The organism is Streptomyces viridifaciens (assembly GCF_001888885.2).
In the GTDB taxonomy this organism is placed as follows: Bacteria; Actinomycetota; Actinomycetes; order Streptomycetales; family Streptomycetaceae; genus Kitasatospora; species Kitasatospora aureofaciens.
In genome coordinates this window covers 4,658,205-4,681,228 of the sequence record NZ_CP090841.1, presented here as the reverse complement: position 1 = coordinate 4,681,228, position 23,024 = coordinate 4,658,205, and the positions used below count along the sequence as shown (strand labels likewise).

At 74.1% G+C, this 23,024-nt stretch carries 17 protein-coding genes, 1 tRNA gene, 1 pseudogene and 1 riboswitch; of the genes and pseudogenes, 6 read left to right on the top strand and 13 right to left on the bottom strand.

All coding sequences use genetic code 11. The features are described 5' to 3' along the window. The first annotated feature begins 451 nt into the window (after positions 1-451). Positions 452-868, top strand: coding sequence for an SsgA family sporulation/cell division regulator (locus BOQ63_RS28060; protein ID WP_030284038.1), 417 nt, complete (start codon positions 452-454; stop codon positions 866-868). Positions 869-1,029: 161 nt separating this feature from the next. On the opposite strand, the gene BOQ63_RS28055 is transcribed toward BOQ63_RS28060, so the two are convergent. From BOQ63_RS28055 to BOQ63_RS28045, 3 genes are all read right to left on the bottom strand, one after another. Next, positions 1,030-2,430: a glycosyltransferase 87 family protein gene (locus BOQ63_RS28055; RefSeq protein ID WP_078939068.1), complete on the bottom strand. Its 1,401-nt coding sequence runs from the start codon at positions 2,428-2,430 to the stop codon at positions 1,030-1,032. A 325-nt stretch (positions 2,431-2,755) separates the two neighbouring features. Beyond that, positions 2,756-4,210 (bottom strand): sensor histidine kinase, encoded by a 1,455-nt coding sequence (locus tag BOQ63_RS28050; protein ID WP_150476390.1) that lies wholly within the window; start codon positions 4,208-4,210, stop codon positions 2,756-2,758. Positions 4,211-4,227: 17 nt separating this feature from the next. Next, positions 4,228-4,932 (bottom strand): response regulator transcription factor, encoded by a 705-nt coding sequence (locus tag BOQ63_RS28045; protein ID WP_030284031.1) that lies wholly within the window; start codon positions 4,930-4,932, stop codon positions 4,228-4,230. A gap of 145 nt (positions 4,933-5,077) precedes the next feature. Here BOQ63_RS28045 and BOQ63_RS28040 point away from each other — a divergent pair, with 145 nt between their 5' ends. Then, positions 5,078-5,620: a hypothetical protein gene (locus BOQ63_RS28040; protein ID WP_072655165.1), complete on the top strand. Its 543-nt coding sequence runs from the start codon at positions 5,078-5,080 to the stop codon at positions 5,618-5,620. Positions 5,621-5,790: 170 nt separating this feature from the next. Then, positions 5,791-6,348 carry an Lrp/AsnC family transcriptional regulator gene (locus BOQ63_RS28035; protein ID WP_223886056.1) on the top strand — a complete coding sequence of 186 codons (558 nt, stop codon included), beginning with the start codon at positions 5,791-5,793 and terminating at the stop codon, positions 6,346-6,348. 126 nt (positions 6,349-6,474) lie between these two features. On the opposite strand, the gene BOQ63_RS28030 is transcribed toward BOQ63_RS28035, so the two are convergent. The 3 genes from BOQ63_RS28030 to BOQ63_RS28020 all read right to left on the bottom strand — a co-directional run bounded on the left by BOQ63_RS28030 (position 6,475) and on the right by BOQ63_RS28020 (position 10,189). After that, the gene (locus BOQ63_RS28030) at positions 6,475-7,281 is read right to left on the bottom strand and encodes a S16 family serine protease (protein ID WP_107050778.1); all 807 of its coding nucleotides are present in this window, start codon (positions 7,279-7,281) and stop codon (positions 6,475-6,477) included. 52 nt (positions 7,282-7,333) lie between these two features. Continuing rightward, positions 7,334-7,984, bottom strand: coding sequence for an IclR family transcriptional regulator (locus BOQ63_RS28025; protein WP_030284022.1), 651 nt, complete (start codon positions 7,982-7,984; stop codon positions 7,334-7,336). Between the two features lie 372 nt (positions 7,985-8,356). Further along, complete coding sequence (locus BOQ63_RS28020) at positions 8,357-10,189, bottom strand: DEAD/DEAH box helicase (RefSeq protein ID WP_030284021.1); 1,833 nt, start codon at positions 10,187-10,189, stop codon at positions 8,357-8,359. A 307-nt stretch (positions 10,190-10,496) separates the two neighbouring features. Between BOQ63_RS28020 and BOQ63_RS28015 the strand changes: the two genes are divergently transcribed. Then, positions 10,497-10,925, top strand: a complete 429-nt coding sequence (locus BOQ63_RS28015) for an SsgA family sporulation/cell division regulator (RefSeq protein ID WP_030284019.1) — start codon at positions 10,497-10,499, stop codon at positions 10,923-10,925. 90 nt (positions 10,926-11,015) lie between these two features. Here BOQ63_RS28015 and BOQ63_RS28010 read toward each other — a convergent pair whose 3' ends face one another. Genes BOQ63_RS28010 through BOQ63_RS28000 form a run of 3 tightly spaced genes read right to left on the bottom strand, consistent with a single transcriptional unit; the run spans position 11,016 to position 15,510 of the window. Continuing rightward, positions 11,016-13,556 carry a bifunctional lysylphosphatidylglycerol flippase/synthetase MprF gene (locus tag BOQ63_RS28010; protein WP_051746863.1) on the bottom strand — a complete coding sequence of 847 codons (2,541 nt, stop codon included), beginning with the start codon at positions 13,554-13,556 and terminating at the stop codon, positions 11,016-11,018. Then, a complete protein-coding gene (locus tag BOQ63_RS28005; RefSeq protein ID WP_050366758.1) occupies positions 13,553-14,869 on the bottom strand; it encodes an alpha/beta hydrolase in 1,317 nt (438 codons plus the stop codon). Before BOQ63_RS28005 ends, BOQ63_RS28010 begins: the two co-directional genes overlap by 4 nt. Continuing rightward, positions 14,866-15,510 (bottom strand): class F sortase, encoded by a 645-nt coding sequence (locus tag BOQ63_RS28000; RefSeq protein WP_223886055.1) that lies wholly within the window; start codon positions 15,508-15,510, stop codon positions 14,866-14,868. Before BOQ63_RS28000 ends, BOQ63_RS28005 begins: the two co-directional genes overlap by 4 nt. 453 nt (positions 15,511-15,963) lie before the next feature. Between BOQ63_RS28000 and BOQ63_RS27995 the strand changes: the two genes are divergently transcribed. Then, on the top strand, positions 15,964-17,280 hold the full coding sequence (locus BOQ63_RS27995; RefSeq protein WP_370863227.1) for a polysaccharide deacetylase family protein: 1,317 nt from the start codon (positions 15,964-15,966) through the stop codon (positions 17,278-17,280). Between the two features lie 29 nt (positions 17,281-17,309). Here BOQ63_RS27995 and BOQ63_RS27990 read toward each other — a convergent pair whose 3' ends face one another. Continuing rightward, on the bottom strand, positions 17,310-18,749 hold the full coding sequence (locus BOQ63_RS27990; protein ID WP_030284008.1) for an MFS transporter: 1,440 nt from the start codon (positions 18,747-18,749) through the stop codon (positions 17,310-17,312). A 95-nt stretch (positions 18,750-18,844) separates the two neighbouring features. Next, positions 18,845-19,159, bottom strand: coding sequence for a DMT family transporter (locus BOQ63_RS27985; RefSeq protein WP_030284006.1), 315 nt, complete (start codon positions 19,157-19,159; stop codon positions 18,845-18,847). Positions 19,160-19,203: 44 nt separating this feature from the next. Beyond that, a riboswitch (guanidine-III (ykkC-III) riboswitch) is annotated at positions 19,204-19,270 on the bottom strand. Between the two features lie 83 nt (positions 19,271-19,353). On the opposite strand from BOQ63_RS27985, the gene BOQ63_RS27980 reads away from it, so the two are divergent. Beyond that, positions 19,354-19,425 (top strand) — tRNA-Cys (locus BOQ63_RS27980). Between the two features lie 134 nt (positions 19,426-19,559). Here BOQ63_RS27980 and BOQ63_RS27975 read toward each other — a convergent pair. Both BOQ63_RS27975 and BOQ63_RS27970 read right to left on the bottom strand, forming a co-directional pair. After that, entirely contained in the window at positions 19,560-21,890 is a 2,331-nt protein-coding gene (locus tag BOQ63_RS27975) for a xanthine dehydrogenase family protein molybdopterin-binding subunit (protein ID WP_030284004.1), read from the bottom strand. Between the two features lie 560 nt (positions 21,891-22,450). Beyond that, positions 22,451-23,017 (bottom strand): annotated as a pseudogene (locus BOQ63_RS27970) ((2Fe-2S)-binding protein); the annotation flags it as partial. Positions 23,018-23,024: the final 7 nt, after the last annotated feature.

Here is a 23,024-nt window from a genome sequence, read left to right as displayed (position 1 = left end):
ACTGAGGGGCGGCGGGGACGACCGGTCCTCAGCAGGTCGAAACGGGTCCGAACGGGTGCAGGAAACGGGTGCGGAAGAACGGGTGCGGAAAAGCGGGTGCAAGAGCGACGGCGCGAACAGGTCGAACAGGCTGCGCGCCCGCGCACGCCCCGGCGCCCGGCGCACGTGGGGGCACCGCCGAAGGCGGACAGTCGCCGGACAGTCACAAAGGGTAGTACCTCGCCGAAGTGCCGACCGGAAGTTGGTGATTCCCCGGACAGCGGAGGGCCGCCCGGAGTATGGAAACGGGCGCGCGATGGGCCCGCGCGCGGCATCCGCTGCCGTTCACCACCCCGCACGGCACTTCTCGCAGAAATCCCGGAAACGCGTGTAAGAGCCGGGGCGGACCGCCCTCTCAAAGGTCACAGGGCCCGGAACCGGGCACGAAGTGAAGGCAGAGAGGAAGACGATCATGGATCGCCCCGTCAGCGTCGTGGAGCACGAGCTGGAGCTGAACCTGGTGCTCTCCCCGGAGCACAGCGTCCCCGTCCCGGCCCGGCTGACCTACGGCAGCCACGACCCGTACGCGGTGTACATCACCTTCCACCTGGACACCGGCTCCCCGGTGACCTGGGTGTTCGCCCGCGAGCTGCTGGTCGAGGGGACCTTCCGCCCGTGCGGCCAGGGCGACGTGCGGATCTGGCCGACCCGCTCGGGCCGCCGCAGCGTGCTGTGCCTGGCGTTGAGCTCGCCCGCCGGGGACGCGTTGCTGGAGGCGCCGCTGCCGGCCGTGGCGGCCTGGCTGGAGCGGGCCCACCGGCTGGTCCCGCCGGGCAGCGAGCTGGCCGCCCTCGACCTGGACGGCTCGCTCGCCGAGCTGCTCGCGTAGGCGCGCCGGTCGTGCGCCGCAGCGCGCACTGGTACGTCCAGGAGCTCCGCGACGCCCGAGGAGCGCCGGCCGGCGCAGGAGCACCGCCGTACCCGGGGCCAGGGGGCCGACGGGACGGAGAACACCGGAGGCAGGACAGGAGCGACGGCGCCCCTGCCGGCTCAGCGGGCCGCGGGGGCCTGCTGACGGCCGCGGGCGGCGTCGGGACCGCCGCCGTCGCGCTGTCCGGGCAGCAGGGCGAGCGGTGCGCCGGCGGAGCGTCGCCGCGCCGTTATCCGGACGACGGCGGCGAGCAGGAAGCAGAGTCCGACCCACGGATAGATCGAGGTGGGCAGCTGGCGCAGCGGTGACATGTGGAGGACGGCCGCACCGAGCGGCTTCGCCGCCCACATCGCGAAGGACAGGAAGGCGAGCAGGGTGGCCCAGAAGAAGGCCCGCCAGCGCAGTCGGCGGACGGCCGCGGGCCGGGCGTGCTCGACCGAGGCCTCGGCGGCGAGCAGGACGAGCATCGGGACGCACCAGACCCAGTGGTGGGTCCAGCTGATCGGCGAGATCAGCACCGCCGTGACGGCCGCGACGCAGACGCCCCAGGCCTCGGACCGGGGCAGCCAGCGGCCGCTGCGGGCGGCCCAGGCGGCGACGGCGAGGCCGGCGACGGCCACCAGGCCCACCCCGAGGGTGGCGATGACGCCCGGGTCCGGGGTGTGCAGCAGCCGGGCGAAGGCGCCGCGCAGTGACTGGTTGTCGACGATCTCGGTCTTGCCGACCCGGGAGGAGTCGTAGAGGTACTTGGTCCAGAAGCCCCAGGTGGCGTCGGGCAGGAGGAGCGTGCCGATCAGGAAGGTGCCGAGGAAGGTCAGACCGGCCGTGAAGGCGGCCCGGACCCGGCCGGTGATCAGCAGGTAGACGGCGAACAGGCCGGGGGTGAGCTTGATGCCCGCGGCGATGCCGATCGCCACGCCCTTGCTGCGGCGCCCGTCCGACCGGGTGAGGTCCCAGAGGATCAGGCAGCCGAGCGCGAGGTTGATCTGGCCGTACCTGAGCGTGGTGAAGACGGGTTCGAGCCAGACGCCGAGGCCGGTGATCAGGACCACGCCGACGGGCCGGAGCTCGCGGCGCGGCCAGCCGACCAGCTTGAAGGACAGGTGGGCCATCAGGGCGAGCAGGCCGAGGTTGCCGAGAGTGATCGCCACCCGGAGGAAAGCGATCGGGAACCAGGTGGTCGGGACGAACAGCATCGCCGCGAACGGGGGGTAGGTCGCGGGCAGGTTCCACTCGGTGACGCGCAGCGCGTAGAGGTCGTTGCCGTTGGCGACGGCGGCTCCCTCGGCGCGGTAGACGATCATGTCGACCATCGAGGTGTGGACGAAGTGGCGGACCACTGCGTATACGACCAGCGACAGCAAAGCCAGGGACGAGGCGACCAGCAGCGGACGGCGGGGGGCCTCACGCAGCGCGCGCACCGGGGCACCGAGCGCGATCCGCAGCCGGTCGGACGGGGAGGCGGGCGGAGGGGCGGGTACGGCCCGCGCCGGGCTGCGCTCGTCTTGCACCGCTGTCACTGTCCACTCCGTCCACCACTCGGCCAACCAGCGACGATACCGGATGCGACCGGTCCCGTCCTGGGCGCGATCGACTACGTACGGTGACGAAAGCGCCCCGGCCGCCCGTGCTCGGCTGCGGACTGAGCACGGACGGCCGGGGCCGTCGAGGCGGCCCGGAGCGCGCGGAAGAGGCGCGGGCCGTCGGAACGGGACCGGTGCGACCGACGCTAGCGGCGCCGGGCGGCCGGATCGGCGGGCTGAGCGAGGGATGGAACTCCCTTAGGCCGCCGTTAAGGAAGAACCGGTTGCGGAAGAACCCCGGACGGCCGGTCCCGGTCGGCCGTCACTTCGGGAACAGCGCGCCCCGGGTCCGCCGCCGCCCGATCCGGACGGGCGGGGCCTCCTCCGGGCGGGTGCGCAGCCGCAGCGTGGTCTCGGCGCCGCCGAGCACGGCGGAGCGGCCGAGCGCGAGGTCCCCGCCGGTGGACTCGGCGAGCTTGCGGACGATGTCGAGCCCCAGGCCGGTGGAGCCCTCCCCGCCGTGCCCCTCGCCGCGCCTGAGGGCGGCGGCCGGGTCGCTGTAGCCGGGTCCGGCGTCGCCGACCAGGACGATCACCGAGCCGTCGGTGGCCAGGACGTCGACCGAGAAGGCGGTGCCGACGGCGGTGTGCCGGAAGACGTTGCCGAGCAGCGCGTCGACGGCGGCGGCCAGGTCGCCGCGCTGGACGGGGACCGGCGCGGGCCGCTCGGCGCCGGCCAGCTGCCAGCGGCGCCCCTCGTCCTCGGCGAGCGCGGACCAGAAGCCGACCCGTTCGCGGATCACCTCGGCGGCGTCGCAGCCGACCGCGACGGCGGGCGCGTCCTCGGGGGCGCGGCGGGCGGAGCGGATGATCTGGTCGACCTCGCGTTCCAGCTGGGCCACCGCGTGCCGGGTGGCGTCGGCCGCGTCGCCGTGGCCGAGCGAGGCGGCGTTGAGGCGCAGCACGGTCAGCGGGGTGCGCATCCGGTGCGACAGGTCGGCGGCCAACTCGCGCTCGGCGGCGAGGAGCTGGACGACACGGTCGGCCATGGTGTTGAACGCGTGGGCGGCTTCGCGCAGTTCTTCGGGGCTGCCGTCGACCTGCTTGCCCTCCACCGGGAGGCGCACCGCGAGGTTCCCGGCGCCGAGCGAGCGGGCGGCAGCGGCGAGCCGGCGGGCGGAGGCGACGATCCGGCCGCCCATCCGGTCGGCGACCAGCACCGAGACGGCGACCAGGCCGAGGGCGACCGCGGAGAGGACCAGCCAGGCGGTGGAGACGCCGCGGGTGAGGTCGCTCTCGGCGACGAACACCTCGACCACGGCGGTCCGGCCGGTGTCCACCGCGACCGGTTGGAGCAGCGCGTAGCCACCGGGCACGGCGACGGTGAAGGCCCGGCCCTGGCCGCCGGCCGTGGCCACGTCCGCCGCGGTGGCGCGCCCCTCCCCGATGGTCGGCCCGCCCGGACCCTCGCCGGCCGCTCCCCCCGCACCCGCCTCCCCGGCACCCGCTCCCCCGGCGCCCACCGCCCCGGCCGGCACCGGCAGGTGCACCGCCATCCGCCCCTGCGCCCCCGCGTCGGTGCTGGCCACCGCCCGGTCGATGGCGTCCTGTTCGGTGGTGATCGCCAGTGCCGGCCCGAGCGCCGCGGCCTGCCGTTCGGCGGCGGTGAACGCCCGTTCCCTGGCGGTCTGTTGGACCATCAGGCCGAGCGGGATCAGGAAGGCCAGCGCGACCATGGTGGTTCCGGCCGCCGCGGCCTTGATCAGGGCCCAGCGCAGCGAGTGCGCGAACCGCTTCACGTCCGGTGCTCCGCGGGGCCCCCGGGGGCCTCCAGCCGGACCCCGACACCCCGGACGGTGTGCAGGTAGCGGGGGTTGGAGGCGGTCTCGCCGAGTTTGCGGCGCAGCCAGGAGAGGTGGACGTCGATGGTCTGGTCGCCGCCGTAGGTCTGCCGCCAGACCTCGGCGAGGATCTCCTTGCGCGGCACCACGACGCCGGGCCGGGCGGCCAGGAAGGCGAGCAGGTCGAACTCACGCCGGGTCAGGTCGAGCGCCCGCCCGTCGAGGACGGCCTCGCGCCGCTGGATGTCGATGGCCAGTCCGCCGACCCGCAGCACCTGGGCGACGGGCGCGGCGCCACCGCCGAGCCGGCGCAGCACGGCGGTCATCCGGGCGCTCAGGTGCTCTCCGGAGAAAGGTTTCACCAGGTAGTCGTCGGCGCCGTCGTTGAGCAGCCGGACGATCTCCGCCTCGTCGTCCCGCGCGGTGGAGATGATCACCGGGACGTTGGTCAGCCCCCGGATCATCTTGAGCGCCTCGCTGCCGTCCAGATCGGGCAGGCCCAGGTCCAGGATCACCAGGTCGCAGCCGACCTGGGCGACCTCCCGCAGCGCCTCCAGGGCCGTGCCCACGCTGCGGACCGCGTGACCGGCGTCGGTCAGATGGCGGATGAGCGCGGAACGTACGAAGGGGTCGTCCTCGACCACGAGCACTGTTGCCATGGCCCTGCACGGTACGCCATCCGCGGGCAGTGGTCTGTACCTCGGGGGGCGGTCCGGTACAGGTCCGGACATTGTGCAACTGCCTTGCCGAACAGCGGGGGTGCCGGTCTCCGCCGACCGGGAAGTACGGCAGGATGTGCGGACGATGCGGAACGGACTGGTACAGCTCTGCGCCTGGGCGGCGGCCACCGGGGCGGCGGTGGCGCTGTCCTGGCTCGGTGTGCACGCGGTGCTCACCGGGGCCGCGTTCGAGCAGCCCACCGCGCTGCCGCTGCCCTCCCCGAGGGTCGGCGGCACCCCGCACAACGCGAGCGCCACCCCCGACCCGACGCCGACGCCGACGTCCCAGTCCCCGACCCAGCCCGCCGCCGCCCCGAGCGCGACCACCACCACGCATGCCCCGGCCGGCACCCCGCCCACCGGCGCGGCCGCCCCGCCCGCCAGGCGGCCGTCGCCCACCGCCACGTCCACGGTCCGCAGCTACCCGATCCCCGGCGGCCGGGTCGCCCTGGACATCCGCGCCGACAAGGCCTCGCTGGTCTCCGCCACCCCGGACCCGGGCTGGCAGATGCAGGTGTGGAACGGCGACCAGTGGATGCGGGTGGACTTCACCAGGGACAACCAGGCCAACTCGGTCTTCGTCTACTGGAACGGCCACCCGCCGGTCGTGGAGACGGCGGTCCGCTGATCCGGCGTCGGCCCGGTCACCAGCCGGCCAAGGGCTCTGCCGGGGTGCGGGCCCGGGCGTCGGGCCGACCGGAGCGCAACTGTTCCGTTTCATCCTGGTCAAGCTGTGCCCCGGGGCGGGAGAATCGACGACGCCGCTGTACAGAATGCCCACCGGAGGACGGAGCCGCGATGCCCCCCGCCCAGTCCCCGAGCTCCCCCGGCTCGCCCGACTCCCCCGCCCCGCAGGGCACTCCCACCACTCCGGCGGCCGGCGGGAACGACTCGATCGACGCCCTGGACGGCCGGCTGATCCGGCTGCTGGCGGAGGAGCCCCGGATCGGCGTGCTGGAGTGCTCGCGCCGGCTGCAGGTCGCCCGGGGCACCGTGCAGGCCCGGCTGGACCGGCTGCAGGCCAAGGGGGTGATCAGCGGCTTCGGTCCGGAGGTGGACCCGGCGGCGATCGGCTACCCGGTGACGGCCTTCGCCACCCTGGAGATCTCCCAGGGCCAGGGCGCGGACGTGCGGGCGCACCTGGCGCGGGTGCCGGAGGTGCTGGAACTGCACACCATCACCGGGATCGGGGACATGCTGGTGCGGATCGTGGCCCGGTCGAACGCGGACCTCCAGCGGGTGATCGACCGGGTGGTGGGCTTCGACGGGATCGTCCGCTCCTCCACCGCGATCGTGCTGGAGAACCCGGTGCCCTACCGGATCCTGCCGCTGGTGGACCAGGCCGCCGCCGAGTAGGGCGGTCCGCACGGGCCCGGCGACAGGGTCGGCACGACGGGGTCGGCACGGCGGGGTCGGCACGGCGGGGTCGGCACGACGGGGTCGGCACGACGGGGTCGGCACGGCGGGGTCAGCACGGCGGGGTCAGCAGCTGGGGACGCTGCCGCCGCTCTTCAGCGCGTCCAGCGCCGCGACCGACTCGGCGAGCGTGCCGACCGGCACCAGCCGCAGCGTCTTCGGGGTGTTCACCTTGGCGTCCGTGCACTCGTCCTTGGGGACGAGGAACACGGTCGCGCCGTCCCGGGCCGCCGCCTGGGTCTTCAGCGGCACGCCGCCGACCGGGCCGACGGTGCCGTCCTTGTCGATGGTGCCGGTGCCCGCGATCGTGAGCCCGCCGGTGAGGTCGCCGCCCTTGCCGTCGCCGGCCAGCTTGTCGACGATGCCCAGCGCCAGCATCTGCCCGGCGCTGGGACCGCCCACGTCGCCGAGGTCGACCTTCACCTTCACCTGGTCCGGCGAGAGGTGGAGGTAGCCGAGCGCGGCGGCGGTGGCGCTGTCCTGCGACTGCGCCATCTGCTCGGCCGTCTCCTCGTTGGCCTTGGCCGGGCTGCTCTGCGGGTACACCACCTCGGTCGGCTGCACGGCCTCCTTGGAGTCGAACCAGGCCTGCAGCGAGCGCCACAGGGAGGTCCGCTGGTCCGCGTTGGTGGCCGTGATGGTGACCATCCGCAGCTCGCCCGTCGTGCTGCGAAGCGGAGCCCCGCTGATGGTGAGCACCGGCTTGTCCCGGTACGAGCCCAGGGTGTCCGCGGTCAGGCCCGGCCAGGTGACGGTGTACGGCAGCGGGACGAACGCCGCCACGCCGAACAGCGCGGCGATCAGCACCCCGCAGAGCGCGAGCGCGCGGGTCCGCGGGGACTTGAGGGCCTTGGTCAGCTTGGTGTCGGGCACAAGGGAAATCCAAACACACCTGACGCCGTGATTCGCCCGCTCGCCCCGGGCGCTACCGCAGGGCGTCGGCGACCTCGGTGGCCGCTTCCACCACCCGCGGGCCGACCCGCTCGGGCACCAGCCCGTTGAGCATCACGACGCCGACGCTGCCCTCGATGCCGCTCAGCCCGAGCAGCGCCGCGGCCGCCCCGCTGGCCCCGGACTGCTCCTCCGCACGGGTGATGACGAAGCCCTGTTCAGGCCGGCGCTGGCTGGGGAAGGTACGGGCCTCCAGGATCGCCCGTCCGGCCGCGCTCTCGGTGAGCGGGTGGCGCAGTCCGGTGCGGTAGGCGACGTGGAAGTCGGTCCAGCTGGGCTCGACCACCGCGACCGCCAGCGCCTCGTTGCCGTCCACCAGGGTCAGGTGGGCGGTGGCCCCGAGGTCCTCGGCCAGGCTGCGCAGGGCGGGCAGCGCGGCCTCGCGCAGCAGCGGGTGCACCCGGTGGGCCAGCCGCAGCACGCCGAGGCCGACCCGGGCGCGGCCGCCGATGTCGCGGCGGACCAGGCCGTGCTGTTCCAGGGTGGCGAGCAGCCGGTAGACCACGGTGCGGTTGACGGCCAGCCGGGCGGCCAGCTCGGTGACGGTGAGCCCGCGCTCGGAGTCGGCGAGGAGTTTGAGGACGCGGACGCCGCGGTCCAGCGTCTGGGAGGTCTCGGCAGTCACGACGGGCGGTCCTTTCCGCGGCGCTCGCGGGGCGTGCGGCGCCGGGCCCGGGGGGCGGGGTCGCGCGCAGGTGGGGGTGGCCGCGCTCGGGCCGTGCGGTGTCGTCCTTGACGGCCGCGCGGTCCTGCGGAGCCCGTCCCGCGGGGGTTGCCCGACGGAAGAGCGTGGGGGAAAGGTAGTGAAGGAAGTCTCGTGGCGGAAGTGGTTGTCCAAAATTCGGGCGTGATCGTCATCGCCGCCGTCGGGAATTCCGGACGAACCCCGCCATTTCACCGCTCCGGACAGGGCGTCGGCCCCACGCCGGTCCGATGTCCGGACACACCGGAACGGACGGGTCCGGGCCCGTCCGGCCCGGACCCGCCTGCCGGGCCGTTACTTCGCCCACTCCCGGATCTTGGCGATCCGCGCCTTCAGCTGGTTGGCGGTGGCCTGCGCGGTCAGCGGCCCGCCGCACTGGCGGCGCAGCTCGTTGTGGATGGTGCCGTGCGGCTGGCTGGTGCGGTGGTGCCAGGCGGCCACCAGCGCGTTCAGCTCCTTGCGCAGCTCGCGCAGCTCCTGGTGGGTGACCACCGGCCGCTGCTCGGCAGGCAGCTCCAGCAGGTCGGCCTCCTCGGCGGGCTTGGTCTTGCTGCGCTGGATCTGCCGGTGCTGGCGCTTCTGCAGCAGCATCTGCACCTGGTCCGGTTCCAGCAGGCCCGGGATGCCGAGGTAGTCCTCCTCCTCCTCGCTCCCGGGGTGGGCCTGCATGCCGAACTCCATGGCGTTGTACAGCACCCGGTCGAAGACCGCCTCGGAGCCCAGCGCCTCGTAGGAGAACTCCTCGCCACCCGCGCCGTCCGGCCCGTCGTTGGCCCGCTCGGCCTCGGCGAGCAGCCGGTCCTCCTCGTCGAAGAGGCCGTCGCCCTCCTTCTTCGGCCGGTCCAGCACGTGGTCGCGCTGGAGTTCCATCTCGTTGGCGAAGCCCAGCAGCATCGGGATGGTCGGCAGGAACACCGAGGCCGTCTCGCCGCGCTTGCGGGCGCGCACGAAGCGGCCGACGGCCTGCGCGAAGAACAGCGGGGTGGAGATCGAGGTGGCGTACACCCCGACGCACAGCCGGGGCACGTCGACGCCCTCGGACACCATGCGGACGGCGACCATCCAGCGCGAGGTCCCCGCCGCGTAGTCGGAGATCCGCTTCGAGGCCTCGGCCTCGTCGGAGAGCACCAGGGTGACCTTCTCGCCGCTGATCTCGCGCAGCATCTTGGCGTACGCGCGGGCCACGTTCTGGTCGGTGGCGATCACCAGTCCGCCGGCGTCCGGGATGGCCTTGCGGACCTCGGTCAGCCGCCGGTCGGCGGCCTGGAGGACGGACGGGATCCACTCGCCCTGCGGGGACAGCGCGGTGCGCCAGGCCTGGGCGATCAGGTCCTTGGTCATCGGCTCGCCGAGCCGGGCCTCCAGCTCGTCGCCGGCCTTGGTGCGCCAGCGCATGTTGCCGCTGTAGCTGAGGAAGATCACCGGGCGGACGACGTGGTCGGCGAGCGCGTGCCCGTAGCCGTAGGTGTAGTCGGCGACGGACTTGCGGATGCCGTCGCTGCCCGCGTCGTACGAGACGAACGGGATCGGGTTGGTGTCCGAGCGGAACGGCGTCCCGGTCAGCGCCAGCCGGCGGGTGGCCGGCTCGAAGGCCTCGAAGCAGGCCTCGCCCCAGGACTTGGAGTCACCGGCGTGGTGGATCTCGTCCATGATCACGAGGGTCTTGCGGGCCTCGGTGCGGTTGCGGTGCAGCATCGGGTTGACCCCGACGCCCGCGTAGGTGACCACGATGCCGTGGTAGTCCCGGGAGAGCGGCCCGGAGGAGTACGCCGGATCCAGTCGGATGCCTATCCGCGCGGCGGCCTCGGCCCACTGCTTCTTCAGGTGCTCGGTCGGCGCGACGACCGTCACCTGCTGCACCAGGTGGTTGTGCAGCAGGTACGAGGCCAGGGTGAGCGCGAAGGTGGTCTTGCCTGCGCCCGGGGTGGCGACCGCGAGGAAGTCGCGCGGCTGGGTCTCGATGTACTTGTCCAGCGCACCCTGCTGCCAGGCCCGCAGCTTGCCCGCGGTGCCCCAGGGGGCGCGGCCGGGGAAGGCCGGGGAGAGGTGGTGCGAGGCGGCGGACGCGGCATGGCCGACGGCCCGGGCGGGCTCCTGCGGCTCCGGTGTGTCGGAGAACAGCGGCATCGAGGAGGCGGCGGCAGTACTCACGGTCTCCGAGGGGGATCGTCGCAGGTCAGAGGCGGTTTTGCGGCCCTGTCCCGCGGTCGGGCGGCGTTCGGACAACCCGCCCAGCCTACCGGTCCGGGGCCGTTCGGGCCTCCAGGCCGGGCTCCGCGCCTGGCCCGGACGGCCGGAAATCGGTGTGACCCAGGACACAGGCGATCGCCCTCGGAGCCGGGTAATCCCCGGTGCCCCCGGGACTCTCACCAGGGTGAGGCCGCGCCGACCCCACCTGCCCCGCGCGGCCCGCACCGAACGAAGGGACCCACCCTTGTACTCCCCCGTCGAAGAGACCGTCCAGGCCCGGCTGATCCTCTCCCCGCACCGCTCCGCCCGGCTGCGTGTGGTGCTGTCCTACCTGCCGGAGGACCCGTTCGCGGTCCGGATGGCCTTCCCCGCCGAGTTCTCGCTGGACGACGCCGCGGACGGCCCGGACACCGAGGACATCGTCTGGGTGTTCGCCCGCCGGCTGCTCTGCTCCGGCCTGGAGGCGCCGGCCGGCGTCGGTGACGTCCACGTCCGGCCCACGGTCGGCCGGCGCACCATGGTCGAGCTGCGGGCCCCCGAGGGCACCGCACTGCTCCAGTTCGACACCACCGACCTGCGGCGCTTCCTGTGGCGGAGCCGGCTGCTCGTCCCCGAGGGCGAGGAGCACCTGCACCTGGACGCCGACCGCGCGCTCGCCCAGCTGCTCGGCTGACGAGGCGCCCGGCGTCCGGGAGCGCCCCCGCGCTTCCGGACGTCAGAGCCCGTCACCACGGCTCGGCCGCTCGCCCGCCCGCAAATCCGCTCAGCCGGACAGCTTGCGCATCAGCCGGACCCCCTGCGCCGGCGTGAGGTGCGGGAGGTAGGCCTTGCCGATCGCCCGGGTGATGCCGGGCAGCGCGGCCGGGTCGGGGTAGGCCATGTACATCGGCCGGTACTCCGGCTGGAACTTCGCCTTGAACGCCAGCAGCGAGCGGAAGCCGTACACCGGCTCCAGCGCCCTGCCCATCCAGTCCAGCGTCCGCTGCAGCCCGGTGGGCTCCTCGTCCTGCCTGGCGCGGGCCAGCGGTGCGCCCGACAACGAGAGGAAACGCGCGCCCTCCCCCTTGAAGCCGAGCGCGGCCGAGGCGATCAGGAACTCGTTGACGCCGCGGAAGCCGTCCGAGCGCCGCCGCATGAAGTCCAGCGTCCAGCCGACCGGCACGCCGTCCTCGTACACCGGCATCCAGCTGGTCAGCCCGTGCACCACCCGGTCGGCGTCCACGGCGACCAGCACCCGCACGTCCGGGTCGTCCAGCTCCTCCAGTCCACCGAGCGTGAAACCCATCTCGGGCAGGCCCTTCTCGGAGACCCACTCCTCGGAGATCGCCCGGATCTGCTCGCGCAGCGCGAGCGGCGCCTCGTGGTACGTCCACCACTCCGCGGTGATGCCCTGCTTGCCGGCCTTGTTCAGGGCGGTGCGGATGTCCTGCCACTTGCGGCCGGTGAAGGCCAGTTCGGGCAGCGGCACCACGGTGTCCTCGGCGACCTGCACCGAGCGCCAGCCCAGCTGGGCGGTCGACGCCCTGGTCTCGGCGCCGACGCTGTAGAAGCACGGCGTCCAGCCCCGGGCGTCGCAGTACCGGGCGAAGCCGGCCACCGCCCGGGCCCGGTCCTCCGGGGCGCCGAACGGATCGCCGGTGGTCAGCGCCACCGTGCCGACCACCCGGTAGGCGACGGCCGCGCGGCCCTGCTCGTCGAACCAGTAGTGGTTGCCGTCCCAGGTGGTGATGAAGGACAGCGTCGCGCCGCCGTGCGCGGTGAGCAGCGCCCGGGCCCGGGCGGCCGCCGCCGCGTCGGCGTGCAGCATCGGTCGGCGGAACGCCGACAGCAGCGCGCCCAGCGCGACCACCCAGAACGCCAGCCCGCAGTACGTCTCCAGGAACAGCGCCACCGGGCCGACCGCGATCGGGTAGTCCGGCAGCAGGTCGTTGTAGGCGGGTGGCAGGAACTGGGCGGGCAGCCCGTTGACCAGCCCGCGCACGCCGGCGCCGGGCTCGAACTGACCGGCCGCCAGCCGTCCGAGGCCCACGTACGCGGCCGAGGCGGCAAGCGCGGCCCCGCCGACCACCAGAGCCAGCCGGCGCACCGCCCGGCCGGACAGCCGCAGCCGGAACCGCTGCCGGGTCGCCAGCAGCAGACCGGTGGTCAGCAACGGCAGCAGCATCGCCTCGACGAAGTACTGCGACACGTCCCCGCTGACCGGCCCGGCCTCGAAGTACAGCCGGGTCAGCAGGGCCGTCCAGAGCAGCTCGGTGGCGACGCTGATCCGCCAGGCGCACCGCAGGCCCCGGCGCAGCCCCTCGGCGAGTACCAGCAGCAGCGCCGGGAACAGCGCGGCCATCAGCCGGCCGGGGGTGTCGAATATCCGCTCGACGGCGTGCGCCCGGGCGCAGTCGTGCGCCGAGACCGCGCAGAAGTCGGCCACGTCCTCCGGGCTGAGCCGGTGGGAGAAGTAGAGCTCGGAGAAGGTGTTGAAGGGCCCGCTGGCGTTGTCGTACAGCGAGGCGATCAGCGGTCCGCAGGCGGCGGCGACCAGGCAGAGCGCGACCAGCACCCGGGTCTCGGAGTGCGAGGAGCGGTGGCTGCGCAGGTACGGCCGGCCCCGGCTGAGCAGCGCGCCCGCGGCGAGGCCGAGCAGCGCGGCGGCGCACCGCTGGACGCTCTGCAGGTGGCCGACGTACAGCGTCATGACGAGCGGCACGAGCAGCACCAGCAGGTGCAGCCGGCGGCGCCAGAGCACGGTGAGCCGGTAGCCGAGCACCCCGGCCAGCGCGAACAGGCCGACGCCGGGCCCGACCGAGGTCTGGTCGGCCACCGAGGCGGTCCACTGCTCGCCGGCCAGCGAGCCGGCCTGGACCAGCGCGGTGCCCAGCAGGGTGCCCGCGACCTGCCCGCCGACCAGCACCGCGAGGGTGCGCAGCCGTCCGAGCCGGCGCTCGGCGGCCGGCCCGACCAGGAGCAGCAGCAGGCTGGTGAAGACGTAGGCCCCGATGCCCGAGCACCACAGCAGCGAGCTGAGCGGCGTCCACCAGTGGCCCTCGCCGAGCGTGGGCAGGCCGACGCCGGTACGGGCGAGCAGCCGCGCGGAGGGCCCGCCGGACAGGCTCCCGGTGGCCGCGCCGAGCGCCCAGAGCCCGGCCAGCAGCGAGAGGGTCAGCGGCGCGGAGCGGAGCTGGTCGCCGAGCACCCGGGCCGCCCGGCGGATCCGCTGGGGGCCCGCCTCCGGCGTACGGGCGACCGGGGCGAGGTCGGCACCCTGGTCCTGCTCGGCGGCCCGCGGCGGTGCGGCGAGGAGTCGGGTCACCGGATCAGTCCCGTCTGCTGGGCGAGCCAGGGAAGGTTCTGCTCGAAGGCCTGCCGGAACACCGTCCAGCTGTGCCCGCCGGGGATGGTCTGGTAGCCGACCTTCATGCCCGCCGCCTGCGCCGCCGCATGGATCTTCTCCTGCCCCGGCCGGAACCACGGGTCGTTGGCGCCGACCACGATCATGGCGGCGGTGTCGGGGTACTTCCGGCCGGCCATCAGGTGCACCGGGTCGACGGCGTCGAAAGCCGCCTCGTCGCCGCCGAAGGCCTGGTCCACGGTCTCCTGGTGGGTGCCCAGGGTCGGCTCCTCCTGCCCGGAGATGTCCAGGAAGGTCCCGTACACGTCGGGGGCGTTGACGGCCAGTTGCAGGGCGCAGGTCCCGCCGAGCGAGAGCCCGCCGATGGCGAGGGCGCCGCGGCCGGTGGCGGTCTGCAGGTTGCGGTGGATCCAGTCCGGGACGTCGACGCCCAGGTAGGTCTGCGACCTGGCGATCCGGGAGTCCATGCAGAGCGGGTTGGCGAAGTTGCCGCCGGTCTCGTCGACGACCAGCACGATCGGCGCGAGGCCCTGGTGCCGGGCGGCGAAGGCGTCCAGGCTCTCCCGGAGGGCGCCCGAGTTGACCCAGTCCTCCGGTGCGCCCGGCTGACCGGGCATCAGCACCACGACGGGCAGCAGCGGCCGGGGGTTGGCCCGGTAGGCGGGCGGCAGGTAGACGTAGCCGGGGCGCGGGTCGAAGCCGGACCTGGTGCCGGGGACGGTCACGGTGGAGAGGGTGCCCTTGTCCGGCAGGCCGGCCGGCGCGTGCCAGAGCTCGGCGAGCGGGCGGCCGGGCGCGCCCTGCACGGTGGCGGCGGCCCGTCCCGTCGTCAGTTCGTCGGTGTGCGGCGCCAGCATGGCCCGGGCGGTCGGGTACTGGTCGAAGCCCCGGTTGACCTGCGAGGCGGCCATCAGCACCACCAGGAGCAGGCCGCCGGCCGCCAGGAACCTGCGGCGGGCGGGCAGCAGCGGCGCCCGGAAGCAGAGCAGGGAGAGGGCGAACAGCGCGACGGCCGTCCAGCGCAGGACGAAGTCCGGGGTGCCCTCCGGGAACGGGTGCCACCAGTCGTCGACGACGAACTTCACCAGGACGGTCAGCAGGGCGCCGAGCAGCAGGGCGCCGATCATGCGCGGGGCGCGCCAGCGCTCGTGCCGGGATATCGCCAGCAGGGCGAGCGCGGCCCAGCCCGCGGCGAGCACGGTGCAGGGGACGGGGCCGTGGGTGAGCGGCCAGTCGATCGGGTTCCAGCGGGCGGCGAGGGTGAGCGTGGTCATGCGGCTTTGCCCGGCGGTGTGGTGTCGGCCAGGAATCCGTAGGCGACGACGTTGCCCTCGTAGCCGTGTTCCTCGCTGTACGCGCCGCCGCAGGTGATCACCCGCAGCTGTGCGTCGGCGGCCTGGCGGTAGACCCGGTCGTCCGGGAAGTCCTTTCGGTTGTGCACTTCGATGGCGTACAGCTGGTAGACGGCGGTGGCGCCGTCGGCCCGGGCGATCTCGATCCGGTCGCCCCGGTGGAGCGCGCCCAGGTGGTAGAAGACGGCCGGCCCGGACTTGTTGTCGACGTGGCCCGCCAGGATGGCGGTGCCGCGCTGGCCGGGGCTGGCACCGCCGCGGTACCAGCCCGCGAGGTTGCGCTCGGTCTCGGGCGGGGCCTGGAGGTGGCCCTCCGGGTCCAGGCCCAGTTCGGTGACCGGGGCGTCCAGCCGTACGGCCGGGATGCGGATCCTGGTCGGCGTGGACGGGCCGAGCGGCGGGACGACCGAGACCGGGGCGAAGCCGGACAGCGCCTGCCCGGCGCCGGGCGCGGGCGGCAGGACGGCCGAGCCGCCGTCGTGCAGCAGCCAGGCGCCGAGCACCAGCGCGGCGCCGACCGCCACGGTGCCCGGCCAGGGGCTGCTGCTCTGCCGCGTGCCCACGGGTGCTCCCCTCTGCCGGTCCGGATCCCGTTCCTGGGAGTTTCCTGGGAACCCATTCAATCGGATCGGAACGCGGGGCACGTCCCCACCACGGCCCTATCCGCACCCGCCGATCGGCAGGGTCGACGGCCCCGTTCCTGCGGTCAGTGGCCTTCCGGAGGCGGAGCGTGACGACTCCGCCGAACGCACGGGTTCGGCACTACCACCCGTCGAACAGCATCGACGTTCCGGCCCGCCGGTTCGGTTGCGTCAATCGGGCGATCGATTACGACCGTTCGCTGCGCCTCTCTGACCGTTCCCGCCCTCATGCCATGCTGACCCGGTCACGGGCTCCCCCATCCCCCTCCGGTCGGACCGGACCTCCGCACGCCTGCCGCGGGCTCGCCGGCCGCCTTGCACGCACGCCGCACGCACCCCCGTCGCCCGGCGCGCCGCCCGCCTGCCGAACGCCTCATGAACGGAGTGACCATGGACGCGCTCTCCCGCCGGACCCTGCTGGCCGCCGGAGCGGCCACCGCCGCCACCCTGGCGACGGGCTGCGGCAGCGACCGGGCCGGCGGGGGCGGGGAGCACAAGGCCGGCAACGCCGTCCCGGTCGCCCCGACGCCCGGTAACCACAGCGCCACCCCGGCCCCGGCCCCGCAGAAGCCGCAGACCGTGCTGATCGGCGACGGCTCCACCTCGGACACCGGTGCCCAGCCCCACCAGCCCGTCGTCGAACGGCTCGAGCCCGGCCAGCGGCCCCCGCAGTTCGTGGTCTTCTCCTGGGACGGCGCCGGCGAGCTCGACAACGGCCTGTTCGCCCGCTTCCGCCGGCTGGCCAGGGAGCACAACGCCTCGATGACCTTCTTCCTCAGCGGCCTCTACCTGCTGCCCGAGTCCAAGAAGGACCTCTACCGCCCGCCGCAGCACAAGGTCGGCGCCTCCGAGATCGGCTACCTGAGCGACCAGCACATCCACGACACCCTGGAGAACGTGCACGCCGCCTGGCTGGAGGGCCACGAGATCGGCACCCACTTCAACGGCCACTTCTGCGGCTCCACCGGCGTCGGCCAGTGGTCCCCGGAGGAGTGGGACAGCGAGATCCAGCAGGCGATGGACTTCGTGACGAACTGGCGCACCAACACCGGCTTCACCGACCTGCCGGCCCTGCCCTTCGACTACCGCAAGGAGCTGATCGGCAGCCGCACCCCCTGCCTGGAGGGCCAGCGCAACCTGCTGCCCACCGCGGTCAAGCGCGGCTGGCGCTACGACAGCAGCGGCAACGGCACCCAGGTGTGGCCGCAGAAGATCCAGGGCGGCGCCCTGTGGGACCTCCCGCTGCAGGCCATCCCCTTCCCCGGGCACACCTTCCAGGTGCTGTCGATGGACTACAACATCATGTTCAACCAGTGCGGCCCCAACACCAAGGCCGATCCGGCGCTCTACCCGGGCTTCCAGGCCCAGGCCCGGGACTCCTACCTGATGGGCTTCGACCGCACGTACAACAGCAACCGGGCGCCGTACATCATCGGCAACCACTTCGAGGAGTGGAACGGCGGCATCTACATGAACGCCGTCGAGGAAGCGCTCAGGTTGATCGCGGGCAAGCCGGAGGTCCGGCTGGTCTCCTTCCGCCAGCTGGTGGACTGGCTGGACGCCCAGGACCCGGCGGTGCTGCGCAAGCTGCGGAGCCTCGGCCCGGGCCAGTCCCCGGCCGGCGGCTGGGAGGGCTTCCTCGGCACTCCGGCGGCACCGCCGGTCCCCTCCCCCACGGCCGCCGCCCGCTGACCGGCGGCCCGGCCGGAAACGCCGCGCGGTCAGGCCCGGGCGCGGACCCGGCCGGAGAGCAGCGCCCCCAGCACCGCGACCGAGGCCATCACCAGCAGGATCACGGCGAAGGCGGCGGGCGAGCCCCCGTCCCCTGCTCCCTCGTGGGCGGCGGCCAGCGAGCCGCCGCCCAGCGCCGCGAACAGCACGCCCGCCAGGCCGGTCAGCAGCACGTTGCCCAGCGCGTCGCTCATCTGCAGCGCGGCCGAGTTGGCCCCGGCGTCCTCGGGCGCGGAGAGCCGCATCATCAGCACGCTGACGCTGGCGACCGTCAGCCCCATCCCGACGCCACCGACGCCCCAGGCCACCGAGGCCGTCCAGGAGGGCACCGCCGGGATCAGCACCAGCGCGGCGCCCGCGATCGCCACGGCGGTCAGCACGAAGCCGCCGCGGATCATCGCCCCGCGGTAGCGCTCGGCCCCCGGCCGCCCCTGCAACCAGGAGCCGAGCGCCCAGGAGAGCCCGCCGCTGGTCAGGGTGAGCCCTGCCAGCGTCGGCGAGAAGTCGCGCTCGGTGGTCATCATCAGCGGGATGAAGGCCTCGGCGGCGAAGAACGCCCCCGCCGCCACCCCGCGCAGCAGGATCACGGTCGGCAGCCCGCGCCCGGCGCGCAGGGTCCGCTTCGGCAGCAGTCCGAGGACGGCCGGCACCAGCAGCGCCGCCCCGGCGATCCCGGGGAGCAGCCCGACCAGGTCACGCCGCTGGCCCGCGTACTGCAACAGTCCGGCGCCGACCGCGGCCATCGCGGCCAGCAGGGTGCGGCGGCGGTCGAAGTCCGCGCCGCGGAGCACCGGGTGCTCACGCTCGGAGCGGGCCAGCGCCGGGCCCATCACCGCCAGCGGCAGCAGGATCAGCACCGGCACGGCCAGGAACACCCAGCGCCAGCCGAGGTGCTGGGTGACGGCCCCGGAGACCAGCGGCCCGACGATCGAGGGCAGCACCCAGGCCGAGGAGAAGGCGGCGAACACCGAGGGCCGCAGCCGCTCCGGGTAGGCCCGGCCGACCACCACGTACAGCGCGACGATCACCAGCCCGCCACCGAGGCCCTGGATCGCCCGCCCGGCCACGAACACCCACATGCCGGGGGCCGTCCCGGCCACCACCAGGCCCGCGCCGAACACCGCGATGCCGGTGAACAGGGGCCGCAGCGGGCCGCGCCGGTCGCACCACTGGCCGGAGACGACCAGGGCGAACAGGGTGGTGGTGAAGTAGCCGGAGAAGGCGAAGGCGTACAGCCCGAGGCCGTTCAGCTGGCGGGCCGCGGTCGGCATCGCGGTGTTGACGGCGGTCGCCTCGAAGGCGATCACCAGGACCACCGACACGATCCCCAGCGTCAGCGCCCGGTAGCGGCCGCCGAGCACCCCTCCGCCGGGGTCGGTTCCGTCGGGTATCGGGGTGGAGTCGACCGAGGTGGGGGAGGCAGTGGTCATACGCAACATCGTAAGGTCCGTCCGTGTCGGTGACCCCTGACCCGAGTCGGTGAGCGCATCGGTCCGTAGGCCTAGGACCCGGGGCCGCCGGGGGCTCAGTGCAGCACCTTGAGCCCCACCACGCCGGAGACGATCAGCAGCAGGCAGCCGATCCGGGCCACCGTCGCCGGATCGCCCAGGACGGCCATGCCGTAGAGCGCGGTGCCGACCGCGCCGATGCCGACCCAGACCGCGTACCCGGTGCCGATCGGGATGGTGCGCATCGCGTACGCCAGTCCGCCCATGCTGAACAGCAGCGCGACGCCGAAGACGAGGCCGGGAACGAGGCGGGAGAAGCCCTTGGACGATTCCAGGGCCACCGCCCACACGGTCTCCAGAAGACCCGAGACGATCAGAACGAGCCAAGCCATGACGGCCGTACCTCCGCAGTCCACAGCGGCCGGATTGCCGCTGAACTGCGTCGTCTTGTCGTCACCGGGTACGACGCGCTCGTCCGGGATGGCGGGGAAAACAGCCACCGCTTCCGACGGTAGCACACATTGCCACACAGAATTTACAGGAGTTCATTGACCCCATTCGGGCGATCGGCCATCCTGAATTCACTGGCCGTGTGCCCGAGTGGCTCAGGGGACCGTCTGCAAAGCGGTGCACGCGGGTTCAATTCCCGCCACGGCCTCGAAAAAGGAATTGCCGGTCGACCCGTGGTCGACCGGCAATTCCGCATTCTCCGGTCCCGCATTCTCCGGTCCCGCATTCTCCGGTCCCGCATTCGCCGTTCCGGGTCCGCGCATTCGGACCCGGACACCCCGCTCAGCCCGTGACGGCGTCCTCCGCACGGATCGGCAGCCGGCCGACCGGCAGGCCGGTGGCGGCCCGGACGGCGGCGGCGACGGCCGAGGGCGCGACCACCGCCGGCACCGCGCTGACCGCCTTGGCACCGAAGGTGGCGACCACGTCCCGCTCCTCCAGCAGCGCGGCGATCCGCACCTCCGGGGTGTCCAGCGACGTGGGCAGCCGGTAGCCGGTGAGCGAGGGGTTGCCCAGCAGCCCGCCCGTGGTCTGCAGGTCCTCCATCAGCGCCAGGCCGACGCCCTGGGCCACGCCCGCCTCGATCCGGTCCTCGATCTGGCGCGGGTTCAGCGCCCGGCCGACGTCCTGGGCGACGGCCATCTCGACCACCCGGACGGCCCCCAGCTCGATGTCCACGTCCACCACGGCGCGCATCGCGCAGAAGGAGATGGAGACGAAGGCGTCGCCCTGCCCGGACTCGTCCAGCGGCTCCGTCGGGTGCGGGCGGCACTGGGCGGTGGCCCAGAGTTCCTTGCCCTCCAGCGCCTCGGCGACCGGCATGCCGAGCACCCCGTCGTAGGAGGTGATCTTCCCGTCGGCGATCTGCAGCAGCTCCACCGACATCCCGAAGTTGGCCGCGATCGGCTGCAGCAGCTGGTGACGAACCATCAGCGCGGCCCGCTCGACCGCCCCGCCGGAGACCCAGGTGTGCCGGCCCCGCGCGGAGGGCCCGGCGATCGACTGGTCACTGTCGGCCGGTGCGATGTAGACCTCGCTGACGCCCAGCACGGTCTGCACGATCTGCCGGGCCAGCGTGGCGAAGCCCTGCCCGGCGTCGACGGCCGCGCAGATCACCGTGGCGTGGTCGCCGCTGACCCGCACGGTGGCGGTGGAGACCTCGTCCTCGCCCTCGGCGCCCAGCATGTGCACCATGCCGACGGCGTAGCCGATCCCGCGCCGCACGGCCGACGGGTCGCCGGCGCCGCCGGGCCCGCCGGGCAGCAGCCACTCCGCGTCCGGGTCGTCCACCGGCAGCGCCGGCAGCGGCTCGGCGGCCACCGCGTCCAGCAGCGCCTTCACCGGTGCCGGGCAGGTGACGGCCTGTCCGGTGGGCAGCGGATCACCGGTGGACATCGCGTTGCGGCGGCGGATCTCCACCGGGTCCACGCCCACCCGGGCGGCCAGCTGGTCCATCTGCGACTCGTACGCGAAGCAGGCCTGCAGCGCGCCCTCACCGCGCATCCGCCCGGCCGGCGGGTTGTTGGTGCGCACCGCCCAGGCGTCCACGAACACGTTCGGGCAGACGTACGGGCCGACCGAGAAGGCCGTCGCGGCGGCCAGCGCCTCGGCGGAGACGTCCGCGTAGGCGCCGCCGTCCAGCAGGATCTGCGCCTCCACCTTCACCAACGTGCCCTCGGCGTCGGCGTGGTGGCGGTAGCGCAGCAGTGCGGGGTGGCGCGAGGTGTGGGTGTGGAAGGACTCCTCGCGGGTGAGGGTCATCTTCACCGGGCGGCCGGTGCGCAGCGCCAGCAGCGCCAGGGTGACCTGGAAGGAGAGGTCCTCGCGGTCGGTGGTGGCGCCGGGCACGCCGGTGACCACCAGGCGGACCCGGTCCGGCTCCAGGCCGAGGCAGGCGGCGGTGCGGTCGCGGTCGCCGTGCGGGTCGGTGGAGGACAGGTGCAGCTCCACGCCGCCGTCCGGGCGCGGCACGGCCAGGCCGGCTTCGGCACCGAGCGGGGCCGGGTCCTGTCGGCCGACCTGGTAGAGGCCCTCGACGACGATCTCGCCGACCGCGTCCGGGTCGCCGGTGCGCAGCGGCAGGTGGCGGAACAGGTTGCCGTCCGGGTGCAGCGCCGGGGCGGTGAAGGCCTGCTCTGGGTCGGTGACCGCCTCCAGCGGCTCGTAGTCGACCGCGATCAGGCCGACCGCCAGCCGGGCGGTGTCCGGGTGGTCGGCGGCCACCGCGGCGATCGGCTCGCCGTGGTGGCGCACCACGCCGGCGGCCAGCACCGGCCGGTCCGCGATGATCGGGCCGGCCGGAGCGCCGTCCGGTAGGCCGTCCGGGCCGGGCGGCAGGTCGGCGGCGGTGACCACGGCGTGCACCCCGGGCAGGGCGAGCGCGGCCGAGGTGTCGATGCCGCGGATCCGGGCGTGCGGGTGCGGCGAGCGCAGCACCGCGCCCCACAGCAGCCCCTCGGCCCACAGGTCGGCGGCGTACGGGTAGATGCCGAGCGCCTTGGGCAGCGCGTCGCTGCGCAGCGGGGAACTACCCAGGCCGAAGGGCTCCGGTACGGCGCCGCCCTCGCCGCCGTCCTGCTGGAGTGCTGCGCCGATGTCGGTAGGCGACGTCATGATGCGTGGTCGTCCTCGGGGAGCCGGATGCCGTGGGCGGGGGTGGCGCCGTGGGGGACGCCGGTGGTCGGGACGCCGGCCGGGGCACCGCCGTCGGCCGGGGCGCCGTGCGGGTCCGGGTACGGGGTGCCGTGCGGGGGCGTGCCGTCGTGGAGGGCGCCGGGCAGCGGGGTGCCGTGCGCGGGGGTGGGTTCGTAGACCGGGGCGTCGTAGCCGGTGTCGTAGCCGTTCTGCTGCTGGTGGCCGTCCGGGTAGCCGGCCGGCACGTAGGTGCCGTGCGCGGGGGTGGCCTGGTACGGCTGCTCGGGGTAGCCCTGCGGCTGGTAGTACACCTGGTCGTCGGCGACCTGGGCGGGGATGCCTGGCTGCATCGCCGTCAGGGCCGAGGTGTCGTACACGCCGGTGTCGTAGCCGCCGTCTCCGTACGGCTGTTCGACCGTCGCCTGGACCTGCACCTGGTCCTGCTCGGGTGCGGAGGGCTGCTGGGGGACGTGCTCGATCCAGGCCTCGGCGTCGGCGTAGACCGGCGGCTCGATCACCGGCTCCGTCTCGACGGCGGACGGCTCGGCGGCGACCGGCGCGCCGGCCTCGGCGGACGCTTCGGCGGCGGCCTCCTCGGCGGCAGCCGCGGCGGCCCGCTCCGCCTCCTCGGCCTCCAGCGCGCGGGCGTCCGCGACGGTCTGGACGGCCGCCAGCACCCCTCGGTAGCCGGTGCAGCGGCAGAGGTTGCCGCACAGCGCCTGCCGGGCCTCGACCTCGGTGGGCCGGTGGTTGCGCTGGAGCAGGTCGTGCACGGCCATCGCCATGCCGGGGGTGCAGTAGCCGCACTGCACGGCGCCGGAGGCGGCCAGCGCCTGCTGGACGTCGCTCGCGGCGCCCCCGGCCGACAGGCCCTCGACGGTGTTGATCTCGCTGTCGGCGGCCAGCGCGGCGGGCACCAGGCAGCCGGCCACCAGCTGGCCGTCCACCTGCACCGAGCAGGCCCCGCACTCGCCCTGCTCGCAGCCGTCCTTGGCGCCGGCGAGTCCGAGCCGCTCGCGCAGCACGTAGAGCAGGCTCTCGCCGATCCAGGCGTCGGTGACGGGCCGTTCGAAACCGTTGACCCGCAGCGTGTAGGAGGCGCACGGGCGCAGC

What these genes read in the sequence shown, in the direction of transcription:
- BOQ63_RS28060 (WP_030284038.1), top strand. Translation starts at nt 452, where the DNA reads ATGGATCGCCCCGTCAGCGTCGTGGAGCACGAGCTGGAGCTGAACCTG.
- BOQ63_RS28045 (WP_030284031.1), bottom strand. Translation starts at nt 4,932, where the DNA reads ATGGCAACAGTGCTCGTGGTCGAGGACGACCCCTTCGTACGTTCCGCG.
- BOQ63_RS28040 (WP_072655165.1), top strand. Translation starts at nt 5,078, where the DNA reads ATGCGGAACGGACTGGTACAGCTCTGCGCCTGGGCGGCGGCCACCGGG.
- BOQ63_RS28035 (WP_223886056.1), top strand. Translation starts at nt 5,791, where the DNA reads ATGCCCCCCGCCCAGTCCCCGAGCTCCCCCGGCTCGCCCGACTCCCCC.
- BOQ63_RS28020 (WP_030284021.1), bottom strand. Translation starts at nt 10,189, where the DNA reads ATGCCGCTGTTCTCCGACACACCGGAGCCGCAGGAGCCCGCCCGGGCC.
- BOQ63_RS28005 (WP_050366758.1), bottom strand. Translation starts at nt 14,869, where the DNA reads ATGACCACGCTCACCCTCGCCGCCCGCTGGAACCCGATCGACTGGCCG.
- BOQ63_RS27995 (WP_370863227.1), top strand. Translation starts at nt 15,964, where the DNA reads ATGAACGGAGTGACCATGGACGCGCTCTCCCGCCGGACCCTGCTGGCC.
- BOQ63_RS27990 (WP_030284008.1), bottom strand. Translation starts at nt 18,749, where the DNA reads ATGACCACTGCCTCCCCCACCTCGGTCGACTCCACCCCGATACCCGAC.
- BOQ63_RS27985 (WP_030284006.1), bottom strand. Translation starts at nt 19,159, where the DNA reads ATGGCTTGGCTCGTTCTGATCGTCTCGGGTCTTCTGGAGACCGTGTGG.
- BOQ63_RS27975 (WP_030284004.1), bottom strand. Translation starts at nt 21,890, where the DNA reads ATGACGTCGCCTACCGACATCGGCGCAGCACTCCAGCAGGACGGCGGC.